The 14,140-nt window shown below is 64.6% G+C and carries 10 protein-coding genes; 4 read left to right on the forward strand and 6 right to left on the reverse strand.

Going from position 1 to position 14,140, the window contains the following annotated elements:
* Positions 1-227: 227 nt before the first annotated feature.
* From AAHK20_RS28510 to AAHK20_RS28520, 3 genes are all read right to left on the reverse strand, one after another.
* Entirely contained in the window at positions 228-1,583 is a 1,356-nt protein-coding gene (locus AAHK20_RS28510; RefSeq protein WP_449184846.1) for a Fic family protein, read from the reverse strand.
* Between the two features lie 177 nt (positions 1,584-1,760).
* The gene (locus tag AAHK20_RS28515; protein WP_449184847.1) at positions 1,761-2,534 is read right to left on the reverse strand and encodes a maleate cis-trans isomerase family protein; all 774 of its coding nucleotides are present in this window, start codon (positions 2,532-2,534) and stop codon (positions 1,761-1,763) included.
* Positions 2,531-3,775 carry a D-amino acid dehydrogenase gene (locus AAHK20_RS28520; protein ID WP_449184848.1) on the reverse strand — a complete coding sequence of 415 codons (1,245 nt, stop codon included), beginning with the start codon at positions 3,773-3,775 and terminating at the stop codon, positions 2,531-2,533. The genes AAHK20_RS28515 and AAHK20_RS28520 overlap by 4 nt, the downstream gene beginning before the upstream one ends.
* Before the next feature lie 336 nt (positions 3,776-4,111).
* On the opposite strand from AAHK20_RS28520, the gene AAHK20_RS28525 reads away from it, so the two are divergent.
* Genes AAHK20_RS28525 through AAHK20_RS28540 form a run of 4 tightly spaced genes read left to right on the forward strand, consistent with a single transcriptional unit; the run spans position 4,112 to position 8,790 of the window.
* Complete coding sequence (locus tag AAHK20_RS28525) at positions 4,112-5,314, forward strand: branched-chain amino acid ABC transporter substrate-binding protein (protein WP_449184849.1); 1,203 nt, start codon at positions 4,112-4,114, stop codon at positions 5,312-5,314.
* Positions 5,315-5,344: 30 nt separating this feature from the next.
* Positions 5,345-6,244, forward strand: coding sequence for a branched-chain amino acid ABC transporter permease (locus AAHK20_RS28530; RefSeq protein WP_449184850.1), 900 nt, complete (start codon positions 5,345-5,347; stop codon positions 6,242-6,244).
* 3 nt (positions 6,245-6,247) lie between these two features.
* Complete coding sequence (locus tag AAHK20_RS28535) at positions 6,248-8,077, forward strand: branched-chain amino acid ABC transporter ATP-binding protein/permease (protein ID WP_449184851.1); 1,830 nt, start codon at positions 6,248-6,250, stop codon at positions 8,075-8,077.
* A complete protein-coding gene (locus AAHK20_RS28540) occupies positions 8,065-8,790 on the forward strand; it encodes an ABC transporter ATP-binding protein (protein ID WP_449184852.1) in 726 nt (241 codons plus the stop codon). Before AAHK20_RS28535 ends, AAHK20_RS28540 begins: the two co-directional genes overlap by 13 nt.
* Before the next feature lie 119 nt (positions 8,791-8,909).
* On the opposite strand, the gene AAHK20_RS28545 is transcribed toward AAHK20_RS28540, so the two are convergent.
* From AAHK20_RS28545 to AAHK20_RS28555, 3 genes are all read right to left on the reverse strand, one after another.
* Positions 8,910-9,059, reverse strand: coding sequence for a hypothetical protein (locus AAHK20_RS28545; protein WP_449184853.1), 150 nt, complete (start codon positions 9,057-9,059; stop codon positions 8,910-8,912).
* A 133-nt stretch (positions 9,060-9,192) separates the two neighbouring features.
* On the reverse strand, positions 9,193-12,789 hold the full coding sequence (locus AAHK20_RS28550; RefSeq protein WP_449184854.1) for an indolepyruvate ferredoxin oxidoreductase family protein: 3,597 nt from the start codon (positions 12,787-12,789) through the stop codon (positions 9,193-9,195).
* Between the two features lie 248 nt (positions 12,790-13,037).
* Positions 13,038-14,135: a porin gene (locus AAHK20_RS28555; protein ID WP_498063350.1), complete on the reverse strand. Its 1,098-nt coding sequence runs from the start codon at positions 14,133-14,135 to the stop codon at positions 13,038-13,040.
* Positions 14,136-14,140 lie beyond the last annotated feature (5 nt).

Raw genomic sequence — 14,140 nt, forward strand, 5'->3', positions numbered from 1 at the left:
TCTAACCTCTAGTTTGAGGCTTGCAGGTGTCTACTGGGGCCGGGGCGATTCAGATGCGCGAGGATCAAACCGTGGGGCGCGAGGGTTTGAGGTTGACGCGCGAGGATCAAACCGTGGGGCGCGAGTGTTTCAGGCTGGCGCACGAGGGTCAAACCGTGGCGTGCGAGTGTTTGAGGCTGGCGATTCCAGGACCGCTTGCTTGAACGCGTCCGGAACGACTATCGCGCTCAGTGAGGCCGGTTAACGTCAATCCAGGCCTGCGTTGCGGTCAGCGTCAGCCGGTACCGCGCGCAGTTGAATACCTCGAGCTTCTTCAACTCATCGAGCAGCATTGCATGGAAGCCCGGCGCCTGGTCCTCGGCGAGCCCCAACTCCGCCACCGCGGCCTGCGCAGATTTTCTGTCACGAACCACTAGGCCAATGGCCTCGGTCAACTGCTCCCGGTATCGCAGTCTCAGAGGGTTCGGGGCGCCCATGGACTCCATCACGACGACATACTTCTTCATCGAGCGCCGATAGGTCCAGGCGAACAGGTCCACCGCGCGCGAGACATCCAGGAATTCGTACACGCCCAGCATCGCCTGGGCGTAGTCGTTAGGGGCGACGTCCAGGAAGGACAACGGCGAGCAGTTATAGAGCATCAGCGGGATGTTTGCTGCCAGGCGACTGGTGCGCTTGTTGCCATCCTCGAATGGCTGCAGGTACGCCAGATTCACCCACAGGAAGAAGGCGGCCTCCACCGGATTCTTGATGAGCTTGGCCTTGGCCAGGATGGTCTCCAGCATCTCCTCGAGCACGGTCGGCACTTGAGTCGGCACGTAGACGGTGTCACTGATGTTGACCAACTTCTTGCGGATAACGCCCAGCGCATCGGTATCCGCAAGAAGGTCCTGCATGAGCACTGCATGCAGGTTTCGGATGAGCGCTGTCGAGAGGCCCTGCAACGGTACTGCATCGACCAGAAACTCGATGGCCGCTTTGTGGTTGAGCAGCATCACCGCATCGGCGTCGTTGCCGGCGGTCCCGCGCTTGAACAAGTCTTCGGTCGCCAACAAGGTATAGCGGTTGCCCTCCAAACGAGATGACGACCAGGACAGGTCGATGAGCAGTTGCTCCAGCACCTTGCGCGCGTAGGTTCCCGCCGGCTGTTGTTCGCGCAGGCGACCGCCTCGATAGAGCTCGTCGGCCAGGTCTTGTGGCATCAGCCAAGTCTTATTGGGCACGTAGTCTTCGACAAATCCGCGCCGGTAGGTAACCGGGTCGCGCGCAGCCAAGGGCATCTCAAGTTTGCGGCCGAGTTCAACGGCGGCGGGTGACCACTCTGGGTACGGGCCGGCGGAAGGCTCCTCCGGGGTGGCGGTCCGGACGGTCGCAGCTACATCAACCAGCCGGTAGCGGGTTGCTCGCGCCTGGCCGCTACGCGTGAGCTGCCCACTGGCGCACAGCACATCCAGATGGCGCCGGACAGTGGCGGAGCTGCCATGCGTAGCGTGCATGACGTCGGTAGAGGAAACCTCGAGCTGGCCCGCATGGGCTAGGCGTTGGATGGCGTCGAGGACGGCTGCTGGGGTCAATCTGCTCATTTATCTGCTCAGTATCTGCTCGAATTTGAGCGGATATTAGTTGAAATGAGCGGATATGACAAATTTGAGCGAATACTGAGCAGATTGTCGGACGTGAGTGGTTAGAGCAATTACCCCCGCGCTAATTGACGCGCACGCATGGCGCGAGCTCAGGCGCCCGTGGGCAGCGCGGCCAAACTAAACCGCGAACAACCGTCCGAACTGCGGCAGCGCATCCGCAACACCCGCGAGCCGCAGCGCGTGCCGGGCCATCGCGTGATTGCTCGACGTCACCGGCTTGCCGAGTTCCGTCTCGATGTCAGTGACGGCATCCGCGATCCGCAGGCTCGTGCACGAAACAAACACCGCTTCGACATCGGCACGCTCGCCGAGCGTGAGGATCGCGCGCCGGATCGACTCGGCATCGATGCGCGCAACTTCGTTGTCGTCGCTGTGCTCGAACGAACCCATCCGTACGACTTCGAGGCCGCGTGCCTGCAGATAGTCGCGCATCGCGTCGTTGATCCGGCGCACGTACGGTGTCAGTAGCGCAATCTTGCGCGTGCCGAGCGCTTCCAGACCGGCGCGCGCCGCCGTGATCGGCGTCGTGCACGCCACGCCGGGCCTCACTTCGCGGATGCGCGCGAACACCGTTTCCTCGCCGAGCACCATCGATGCCGACGTGCAGCCGAACGCCACCACGTCGAGCCGCTGCCCCGGCCGGATCACCTCGGTGCCGGGGCCGATGCGGCCGTCCATCTCGACGAGCGTCTCGGGTGTGATCTGCGCCGGGCTCGCAACGCGGCTTTCATAGACCGCGACGCCTTCGAGCGCAAGCCACTTGCGCCACTCGTACTCGATCGTGTTGTCCGTCGCGAGCACGATCAAGCCGATCGATGCGCGCTGCCCCGTGCCTGCGTCGAGTGTGAAATTCAGATGCAGGTAGTCGTCGGAAACGTCGGTTGTGCTCATTTCAATGTGAGTCCCGTCATATCCAGCTCGGGCGTGCGGCCTTGCATGATGTCGGCGAGCAAGCGCGCGGTGCCGCACGACATCGTCCAGCCCATGTGTCCGTGACCGGTGTTGATGAAAAGGTTGCGGTGGCGAGTCGCGCCGATGATCGGCGTGCCTTCCGGCGTCATTGGCCTCAAGCCCGCCCAGTACGACGGGCGGCTGTAATCCGCGCCGTTCGGAAAGAGCCCGCGCGCGGCGGCCAGCATGTGCGTGAAATCGGCCGGCTTGTGCCGCGTGTCGTAGCCCGCGAACTCCGCCGTCGCGGTAAACCGCAGGCGGTTGCCGAAACGCGCCCAGGCGACGAGGTTCTTCTCATCGACGCCGCCGAGATCGGGCGGCGTGTGCCCGCTCTCGACGGGCAGCGTCACCGAGTAGCCCTTCACCGGATACACCGGTATCCGGTAGCCGAGCGTGCGTCCGAGAAAAGGCGAGTAGGAGCCGAGCGCAAGCACGAAGCGGTCGCCTTTGATCGGACCACGCGAGGTCTCGATCCGATCGATGTGGTCGGCGCTCGCGCTCGCACGCTGGATGTCGGTGTTGAACTGGAACGTCACGCCGAGCGCCACACAGCGTTCATAGAGCGCCTTCGTGAACAGATACGCGTCGCCGCTTTCATCGGTCGGGCAGTAGATGGCGCCGGCCAGCTCGTCGCGGGCGGAGGCGAGCGCGGGCTCCTTGGCGATCGCGTCCTGCGGGGTGAGCGTTTCGAGCGGCAGGCCGTTTTCGGTGAGGACCGACATATGCGCGATACCGCTCGCGAACGCGGCTTCGTCGCGATAGAGATAGAGCAGACCGCGGCTGATGCGCTCGTAATCCAACTGTTCGGCGGCCGTAAGCGCGTGGAGCTGCGCTTGCGAATAGCGGCACAGCCGCACCTTACGCGAGGTGTTCAGGCGCGCGCGCTCCTCGGTGCAGTTTTGCAGGAAGAGCCAGCACCAGGCCCACATGTGCCAGTCGGCCGTGAGCTTCAGGCGCAGCGCCTGACCCTCCTGGAACAGCGACTTGAGCATGATCTTCGGCGCGCGCGGCGACGCCCAGGTGTACGAATGGCCGGGCGCGACGAGGCCCGCATTGGCGAAACTCGTCTCGAGCGCGACGCCCGCGCGCCGGTCGACGACGGTGACTTCGTCGCCCGCTTTCGCCAGGAAATAGGCGGACGTGACCCCGACGATTCCTCCGCCCAGCACGATCGTCTTCATTGAAGCGTCTCCATGCCAGCTCGAGTGACGTTTATCGTTGGCGTCGAAGCAAGCCGGCCTGATCCCAGGATAGTACGGAACGCGCCGTCCTTCAGGCGCCCGCTCGCACTGTGGGATGACGCACGGTGAAGGCCTTGAAAAACCCGCACGCTCAGCGAGCATGGGTCGCTGCGGGCCGTACGTGTTTCCACTTCCTTCATATTTGGGGGGAACGAGACCTATGATGAAGCGAGCGCTTCATGGCAGCCCATCCCGGATGGCCGGCCCCGGATGGCCGGCCCCCCGACCCTCCTCGCCCGAAACGCGCCGATCCTTCTTAAAACAAGGAGAAACGAAATGACCACAGGAAATGTTGGCGCGCGTCGCGCGAAGAAACTGGTGTTGCGGCCGCTCGCGCTCGCGCCGCTCGTCGCCTTGACGGTGGCGGCCGGCCTCGCGCCGGGCGTCGCGCAGAGCCAGGGCGACACGATCAAGATCGGTGTGCCGGTGCCTCTCTCGGGCAGCTCGGCGAACGCCGGCCAGGATATCGTGAACGGCGCCAAGCTCGCCGCCGCGAAGATCAACGCGGCGGGCGGCGTGCTCGGCAAGCAGATCGAGCTGGTTCCCGAAGACGATGCCTGCGACGCGCAGACGGCGGTGCAAGCGGCGCAGAAACTCGTCGACGCGGGCGTTGTCGCTGTGGCGGGTGGTTATTGCTCGAGCGCCGCGCTGCCGGAGCTCACCGCATTTCACCGCTCGGGAATTCCCTATGTGCTCGATGCGTCGACCAATCCTCAGTTGACTGAGATGGGCTGGGACAACGTGTTCCGCACGATCGGCCGCGACGACGAGCAAGGGCCGTTCGCCGCCGGCTTCATGAAGAACTTCCTGCACGCGAAGAAGGTGGCCGTGATCGATGACAACACGACCTACTCGAAGGGCCTCGCGCAGAACACGGTGTCGGCGTTGAAGAGCCAAGGGGTGGACGTGGTCTACGCGAACTCGATCACGCCGGGGCAGATGGACTATTCGCCGACGCTCACGCGCGTCAACTCGCTGAACCCCGACGTCATCTACTACACCGGCTATTTCGCGGAAGGCGGGCTGATGGTGAAGGAGGCGCGGCAGCTGGGCTATAAGGCGACGTTCATGGGCGGCGACGCCAACAACGACCCGACGCTCTTCAAGACCGCCGGCCCCGCGGCCGAGGGCATGATCATCACGACGGCGCCGCTCGCGCAGTTCCTGTCCACGGCGCACGGCTACGTCGACGACTACACGAAGACATACGGACAAGGGCCGGGACCGTACTCGGTCTACGAGTACGATGCCGTCGGCGTGACCGCGAAAGCGATCGCGGACGCGAAATCGACAAGCCCCGCCGCGATCACCGCTGCGTTGCACAAGATCACCGACTACAAGGGCGTGACCGGCTCGATCGGCTTCAACCCGAAGGGCGACCGCAGCCGCGCGGTGTACGTCACGGTGATCGTCAAGAACGATGAGTTCGTGCCGTACCAGTCGTTGAGCGCGAGCGGGAAGTGGACGGCGATGAAGTAGGAGGGACAGCCGCTTGAGCCGCACCGGCACATGAGCACCTTCTTTCAGTACGTCGTCGAGGGGCTGACGATCGGCTCGTTCTACGCGCTCGTCGCCCTCGGCTACACGATGGTCTACGGGATCATCCGTCTGATCAACTTCGCGCATGGCGACTTGTTCATGGTCGGCGCATTCATCGGCTGGACCGCGTTGTCGGCGCTCGCGGCCTCGCATATGCCGTGGGTGCTGGCGCTCGCGCTTGCCCTGCTCGCGGCGATGCTTGCGACCGGCCTGCTCGGGCTCGCGATCGAGCGGCTCGCGTATCAGCCGCTGTTACGCGCGCCGCGGCTGTCGATCCTGATCACGGCGCTTGGGGTTTCGCTCGCGCTCGAGAATGGCGTGCTCCTGATGTTCGGCCCAGGCTTCAAGACCTATCCGCATCTGCTCACGCAGACCGGATTCTTCCTCGACGGCGTTCAGATCACCTATGCGCAGATCGGCATCGTCGTTTGCAGCATCGCGCTGATGCTGGCGCTCTATTTCTTCGTTCACCACACGTTCATCGGCACCGCGATGCGCGCGCTCGCCATCGATCAGGACGCGGCGCGCCTGATGGGCATCGACGTCGAACGGATGATTCAGCTGACGTTCTTCCTCGGCTCGATGCTGGCGGCAGTGGCCGGCGTGATGGAAGGGCTCTACTACACGCAGATCAATTTCTTCATGGGCTTCGTGCTGGGGCTGCGCGCGTTCACGGCGGCGGTGCTCGGCGGCATCGGCAACATTCCGGGGGCGATGGCGGGCGGCATCCTGATCGGGCTGCTCGAAGCGTTCGGAGCGGGCTATGTGTCGTCGCAGTGGACCGACGTGTTCGTGTTCGGCGTGCTGATCGCCGTGCTCGTCGTGAAGCCGACCGGGCTGTTCGGCGAGCGCGTCGTCGAGAGAATGTAGGCCATGAGCTCCGTCACCGCTTCCGCTTACAAGCGCGGTTCGATCGGCGTGGCGCTGTTTGCCGCGGCGGCCGCGCTGCCGGTGATTGCCAGCAACTACATCGTCGATGTCGGCCTCACGATCCTCACGTACTCGATCCTTGGGCTCGGGCTCAATATCGTCGTTGGCTATGCGGGGCTGCTGGACCTCGGCTATGCCGCGTTCTTCGCGATCGGCGCGTACACCACGGCACTGATGGAAACGCTGCTGCATTTCTCGTTCTGGGAGACGCTGCCGTTTTCGATTGTGTTCGCGGGCGCGTCGGGGATCGTGATCGGCTATCCGACATTGCGTTTGCGCAGCGACTATCTCGCGATCGTCACGCTGGGTTTCGGCGAGATCGTGCGCATCATCGCGACCAATCTCGACATCACCGGCGGGCCGAACGGCATCTACGGCATCGAGCCGCCGAAGCTGTTCGGCTACGAGATCGCGTCGCCGCGCGCGGTGTATGAGCTCGGGATCGTGTTCGCGGGATGCGTGCTCGTGTTCGCGATCCGGCTCGGACAATCGCGGCTCGGCCGAGCGTGGACCAGCATCCGCGAGGACGAGGCCGCGGCGGAGGCGGTCGGCGTGCCGACGTTGCGCACCAAATTGCTGGCCTATGTGATGGGCGCGCTGATCGGCGGACTGGGCGGCAGCCTCTTTGCGGCGCGCTTCGGCACCATTGATCCGACCGGCTTCACCTATCTGCAGTCGGTCACGATCCTGATCATCGTCGTGCTCGGCGGGCGCGGCAGCATTCCTGGCGTGCTGATCGGCGCGGTCATCGTGGCGGGCCTGCCTGAAATGCTGCGGTTTCTATCGCTGTGGCGGATCTTTGGTTTTGCGATCGGGCTCGTGATCCTGATGCTGCTGCGGCCGCAAGGGCTGTGGCCGGCCGCATTGCGCCGCGTCGCGCCGCCGAAGCAAATCGCGCTCGGCGACGCAGCGTCCACGCCCGCGCCCGCGCCAACGCCGCGCGAGATCGCCGCTGGCGAGACGCTGCTCGACGTGAGCGATATGACCAAGCGCTTCGGCGGCGTGCTGGCGGTGGGCGGCGTGAGCTTCACCGTGAAGGGCGGCGAAATCCTGAGCGTCATCGGGCCGAACGGAGCGGGCAAGACGACCATGTTCAACTGCCTCACCGGCGTGATCCGTCTGACGAGTGGTCAAGTGCTCTGGCGTGGCGCGCCGCTCGCGGGCGGCGCGCCGCATCGGATCGTTCATCGCGGCATCGCGCGCACGTTCCAGGGCATTCGGCTCTTCGGCCAGATGACCGCGTTCGAAAACGTGCTCGTCGGCATGGACCATCGCTTCAAGGCGCCGATCGTCGCCGAGCTCTTGGCGCTGCCGTTCGCGCGCACCGAAGCGGCCAGCCACGCGGCGGACGGGCTGCGCTGGCTCGATTTCGTCGGCCTGCGCGCGCGGGCCGGCGAGCGCGCGGCCGACTTGCCCTATGGCGATCAGCGGCGGCTCGAGATCGCGCGGGCGCTCGCGAGCAACCCGCGATTGCTGCTGCTCGACGAACCGGCCGCCGGCATGAACCCCACCGAGAAGCAATCGCTGATGGAGCTGATACATCGGATTCGCGACTACGGCGTAACCGTCGTTCTGATCGAGCACGACATGATGCTCGTGATGGGCGTGTCCGACCGCATCATCGTGATGGACCACGGCGTGATCATCGCCGAGGGCAAACCGGCCGAGATCCAAGCCGACCCGCGCGTGATCGACGCGTATCTCGGCACTGCGGAAAAAGACGAAGAAGCGGAGGACGGCAAAGCCGGGGAGGCATCGCTGTGGGACTCCTAGAGATCCGCGATCTGCACGTGAGCTACGGGAAGGTCGAGGTGCTGCACGGCATTTCGCTCGAAGTGGGCGCGGGGGAGATCGTCGCGCTGCTCGGCAGCAACGGAGCGGGCAAGACCACGACGCTGCGTGCGATTTCGGGGCTGGTCCGCGCGCGCGCCGGGCAGATCACGATGGACGGGCACTCGCTCAACGACTTGCCCGCGCACCGCATCGTCGCGCTCGGGCTCGGGCATGTGCCGGAGGGGCGGCGCATGTTCGGGGCGTTGACGGTCGAGGAGAATCTGCGGCTCGGCGGCTATTTGATCCGGCGTGAGGCGGGTTCGATCGAAGCGCGCTTGGAGATGATGTTCGAAACGTTTCCGCGGCTTCGCGAGCGGCACGACCAACTCGCCGGGACTTTGAGCGGCGGCGAGCAGCAGATGCTCGCGATTGCGCGCGCGCTGATGGTCAAGCCGCGGCTCGTGGTGCTCGATGAGCCGTCGATGGGGCTCGCGCCGAAGCTCGTGCGCGCGATCTTCGCGATGATCGCGAAGATTCAAAGCGAGGGGACGGCGATTCTTGTCGTGGAGCAGAACGCGCGGCAGGCGCTTAGGATTGCTTCGCGGGCTTATGTGCTGGAGAGCGGGAAGATTGCGCTATCCGGGCCGTCGCAGGAACTGGCGCAGGATAGCCGGGTGAGGGCGGCGTATTTGGGGGGAAGTGCGGGGGCATGATGCCGAAGCAGTTCATGTAATTGAGCCGTTTGATCGCGACGCCATACGCCGCATTCCGCTCGCGCGCGGTTCTGCCGAGTCTTTCCCACTCCTTTAGTGCAGACGGTAAGAACTTCAGTTCATAGATCCTCAAGTTTCACGCTCACGGCTTGTTCGCCGCTGCGCTCCCTGACGATCTCAGCCAATTCGAAATCCTCGAGTTTTTCGCAGATCGTTTCGCACTCTTTTGCAGAAATCGGGTAAGTGTCTGGCTTGTTGCTGTTGGGCATGGTGATCGGTCCGTGATGTGCTTAGGGAGGCAAATTGTCTTCCAAATGTCCGATCAAATGTTTGGTGCTTGTCAATGAACAGCAACCCGCGGCGCGAAGCAATAGCCTCGCCGCCGCAGGCAAGCCGCTATCTTTACTTCGCCACCACAACCGGAATCCCCCGCAACGTCCCCGCGCCCTTCGCTTCATCGAGCGCCTTCTGCACGTCACGGCTCGTCGCCACATCGACGCCAAGCTTCACCGCAAGATCGCGCTCGCTGCGCTTCACGCCCGCAAGGTTCGCGAGCTTCACGTGCCCATAGCCACGCACACGTGCATGCAGGTCGGCGAGCTTCGCGACATCGTCGGCATTGGCTGCGTTCAACACCGTGAACGCACGCCCCATCGTCGCCTCGTAGTCGTCGGCCAGCGCGCGCTCCATGCGCCGCTCGACCGTGCGGCCGAACGGATCGAGCGCCGTGCCGCGCAGCCCGCGCCATTTCGCGAGCGTGCCGAGCACCGGCCAGAACCACTGGCCAAACTCGCGCTTGCGCGGCACGCTGCCGTGCTCGGGCTTGGCGATGGTCGGCGGCGCGAGGTTGAACTTCACCGTGAAGTCCTTGCCCGCCGTGCCTTCGAATTGCGCTTCGAGCGCTTCGCGGAATGCCGCGTCCGTGTGCAGGCGCGCGACTTCGTATTCGTCCTTCACCGCGAGCAAACGGTAGAACGTCGTCGCCACGGCACGGGAGACGCGCTCGCCGCCGATGCCCGCTTCAGCACGCCGCGCCGCGTCAACCAGTGCGCGATAACGCGTGACGTAACGCGCACCGCCGTACGCCGCGAGACGCGCTTCGCGATCGGCGATCAGCGCATCGAGCGATTCGACCGCCACTGCTGCCGCCGAAGCCGTAGGCTTAGCCGCATGACGAGCCGCCCACAGCGCATCGAGTCCAGCCGGATCACCCGCAGCAAGCCGCCCCACCGCGAACGCAAGCTGATTCATCGGCACCGCGACATTGTTCAGCTCGATCGCACGCATCATCGCCGCGTGCGATACCGGCACGAGCCCCAACTGCCACGCGAAGCCGAGCATCAGGATGTTCGCGCCGATCGTGTCGCCGAGGAACTTGGTCGCGAGCTTCTGCGCGTCGCAGGCCGACATGAAGTCCTCGCCGGCGGCGTGGCGCATCTTGTCGATGAGCGCGTCGGCGTGCAGGCTCGCATCGGGGTTCTGCACGAACGACGCGTTCGGAATCGCGTGCGTGTTGACGACGATCCGCGTGCGGCCGTGCCGCACCGATTGCAGCGCTTCGGCGCTCGCGCCCACCACCATGTCGCAGGCGAGCAGCACGTCGGCCTGCTGCGTGTCGATACGAACTTGGTTCAGCCATTCGTCGCGCGCCGCGAAGCGCACGAACGACAGCACCGATCCGCCTTTCTGCGCGAAGCCCATGAAGTCGAGCACGGAAGCGCTCTTGCCTTCGAGGTGCGCCGCCATGCTGATCAGCGCGCCGACCGTCACGACGCCCGTGCCGCCCACGCCCGTGACGAGGATGTCGTACGGCGCGGCGTCGAGATGCGTGGCCGGGATCGGTAGCGCGTCGACGCGCGCAGCGAGTGCCGCTTCATCGAACGCGGCGCCCACGGCCTTCTTGAGCTTGCCGCCTTCGATCGTCACGAAGCTCGGGCAGAAGCCGTTCACGCAAGAAAAGTCCTTGTTGCACGACGATTGATCGATGCGGCGCTTGCGGCCAAGCGGCGTCTCGACCGGCTCCACCGACAAGCAGTTCGACTGCACGCCGCAATCGCCGCATCCCTCGCAGACTTCCTCGTTGATGAAGAGACGCTTGTCCGGATCGGGGAACTCGCCTTTCTTGCGGCGGCGGCGTTTTTCTGCGGCGCAGGTCTGGTCGTAGATCAGGACCGTGACGCCTTCGATTTCGCGCAACTGGCGCTGCACCGTATCGAGTTCGCTGCGATGGTGGAACGTCGTGCCGTTCGGAAAGAGGCCGTGATGGCCGTCGTATTTCTCGGGCTCGTCGCTGACCACCACGAAGCGCGACACGCCTTCGGCCTCGACCTGCCGAGCGATCTGCGGCACCGAGATGCTGCCGTCGACGGGCTGCCCGCCCGTCATCGCGACCGCATCGTTGTAGAGGATCTTGTAGGTGATGTTCGTGCGCGCCGCGACCGCTTGGCGGATCGCGAGAATGCCCGAGTGGAAATAGGTGCCGTCGCCGAGATTCTGGAAGACGTGGCGCGTTTTCGTGAACATCGAGTGCGAGGCCCAATCGACGCCTTCGCCGCCCATCTGGATGAGGCCCGTCGTATCGCGCTCCATCCACGACGCCATGAAGTGGCAGCCGATGCCCGCCTGCGCGATCGAGCCTTCCGGCACTTTCGTCGACGTGTTGTGCGGGCAGCCCGAGCAGAAGTAGGGCGTGCGGCGCACCGCGTCGGCGGCGTTCGAGAGGATTTGCGGCGCGACCAGATCGACCACGCGCTCGCGCCGATCGAGGGCGGGCTTGTGGCGCGCGAGCCAGTTCGCGAACACCGGCAGGATCCGCGACGGACGCAGTTCGCCGAGATCCGACAGCAGCAGCGTGCCATCGGCGTCGTGCTTGCCGATCACCGCGGGGCGTGCGCCCGTGCTGCGGTTGTAGAGATAGTCCTTGATCTGCTGCTCGATGACCGGACCTTTCTCTTCGATCACGAGCACTTCGCTCAGGCCCTCGATGAAGGTGTCAATGCGCGTCATCTCCAAAGGAAACGACAGGCCGACCTTGTAGATCCGCACGCCGGCCGCTTCGAGATCGGCGACGCTCAAATCGAGCCGGCGCAGCGCTTCCATCAAATCGAGGTGCGCCTTGCCGCAGGTGATGATGCCGACGTTCGCCTGGGGGCTCGGCGCGATCCATTTGTCGATGCTGTTGGTGCGCGCGAAGCGGCGCACGGCATCGAGCTTCGCGTGCAGACGCGATTCGATCGTGAGGCTCGGCAGATCGGGCCAGCGGTTGTGCAGGCCGCCGGCGGGCGTTTGGAAATCGTCGGGATCGGTCCAGTCGGTTTTCAGTGCGTCGAGATCGACCGTCGAGCCCGATTCCACCGTCTCCGAGATCGCCTTGAATCCAACCCACGCGCCCGAAAAGCGCGACAGCGCCCAGCCGTAGAGACCGAACTCGAGCATGTCGGAGATGTTCGACGGATTCACCACCGGCATGTGCCACGACATCATCGTGAAGTCGCTCTGATGCGGCATCGACGACGACACGCAGCCGTGATCGTCGCCCGCCACCACGAGCACGCCGCCGTGCGGCGACGAGCCGTAGGCGTTGCCGTGTTTCAACGCATCGGCGGCGCGGTCGACGCCCGGGCCCTTGCCGTACCACATCGCAAACACGCCATCGACGGTCTTCTCGCTATCGGACTCGACGCGCTGCGTGCCGAGCACGGCCGTGCCGCCGAGTTCTTCGTTGATCGCGGGGAGGAAGCGCACGTCGCTCGCGACGAGCAGCTTTTTCGCCTTCCACATCTGCTGATCGACCATGCCGAGCGGCGAGCCGCGATAGCCGGACACGAAGCCGGCCGTGTTCAAGCCGCGCGTTTTGTCGAGCGCGCGCTGCGCGAGCATCAAGCGCACGAGGGCCTGAGTACCGGTCAGGAAAATGCGGCCGCGCGTGGCGGTGAGGTTATCGGTGAGGCGGTAGTCCGACAGGGCAGGCGTGTCGAGCGACGGCGGGCGGGCGGTCATGTGGGGGAGTCTCCAGTTCTTGTGCCATCCGCTGGAAAGCCGGCGGGCGTGGGCGGATGGGGCGGACGTGCGGCGTCGTGTCCGCGGAGACTCTATTTTTCAGCGGCAATAAGGGAAGATTTTTGCTATCTCGTTATCGTTGCGCCGTTGGCGAGTAGATTGTTCTCGAATGTTTCGATAGCTTGAGTGGTAACTACTTTTGTGCGCCGCCGCAAGCGCAGCGACGCACGTGAGAGCGCGACGCGATATCAGAACGAATGCCGAATCGCCACGCGCCCAACCGCCTGCTTGCCGTTCGTCGACGGACTGAAGCCCGCGATCTGCGCTAGCGTGCCGCCGCTTGCTCGCTGGAGGGCAGTCAAGGCATAGAGCGAGGTGCGCTTCGACAGATCGTACTGCGCCACCAGATTGAGTTGCTGATATTTCGGCTCCTGGCCGGTCGCGTGATTCTTGCCGTCGGTGTACGTGTAGCCGCCGCCGAAGCTCCACTGGTCCGTCAGGGTGTAGATGCCGGCGATTTCGTAGTTCTGGAACTTGACGTCCTGCCCGGCATCGCCGCGCTGGAAATTGACGTTCGTGAAGTTGCCCATCAGCTTGACCTTACCGAGCTGGTAGGACGCGCCGGCCGCGAGAATGTCCTGGCTGCGAGCGTTGACGAGGTAGTTGCCGTACACCGCATTCACGAAGCCGCCGCCGTTTTGGTAGCCCTGAACGGCCGTCTGCGGCGTGTTGATGTGCAAATAGCCGACGCCTGCCGAGAACGGTCCATTCGTATAGGCTCCCGCAGCGCTCCAGATCGCGTTGGTGGAAAACTGCCCGGCCTGGCCGCCGAACGCATACAGCGCTTCGCCGGTGAAGCCGCCGATGGTGGGGCTCGTGTACTTCACGGCGTTCTGGATCGGAAAGCCGTTGTCCATGTTGTCCATGTCGTTCGGGTGCGCGAAGTACCAGCCGCCATACGCGTAGTTCAGCGAATACGGTTCGACGAGGTCGACGACCGGGTCCCATTGCCGGCCGAGCGTCAGCGTGCCTGCCGTCTTGCTGGACAGACCGACATACGCGTTGCGCGAAAACGCGAGGCCGCTGCCGAGGTTGCCGTTCGTCGCGTTGAATCCGCTTTCGAGCCTGAAGATCGCGGTCACGCCGCCGCCCAGATCTTCCTGGCCCTTCACGCCCCAGCGGCTGCCGGCCGAGACGCCGCTCGCCATTTGATAGAGGTGGCCGCCATTGGCGTTGCTCGCGAAATCGATGCCGTTTTCGATGAGGCCGTACAGCGTCACGCTGCTTTGCGCGTGAGCCGCGCCGGCTGCGGTGAGGTACAGCGTGGCGGCAGCGATGCATTTCATTCGCG

The sequence above is a fragment of the Trinickia camelliae genome, from assembly GCF_053525655.1.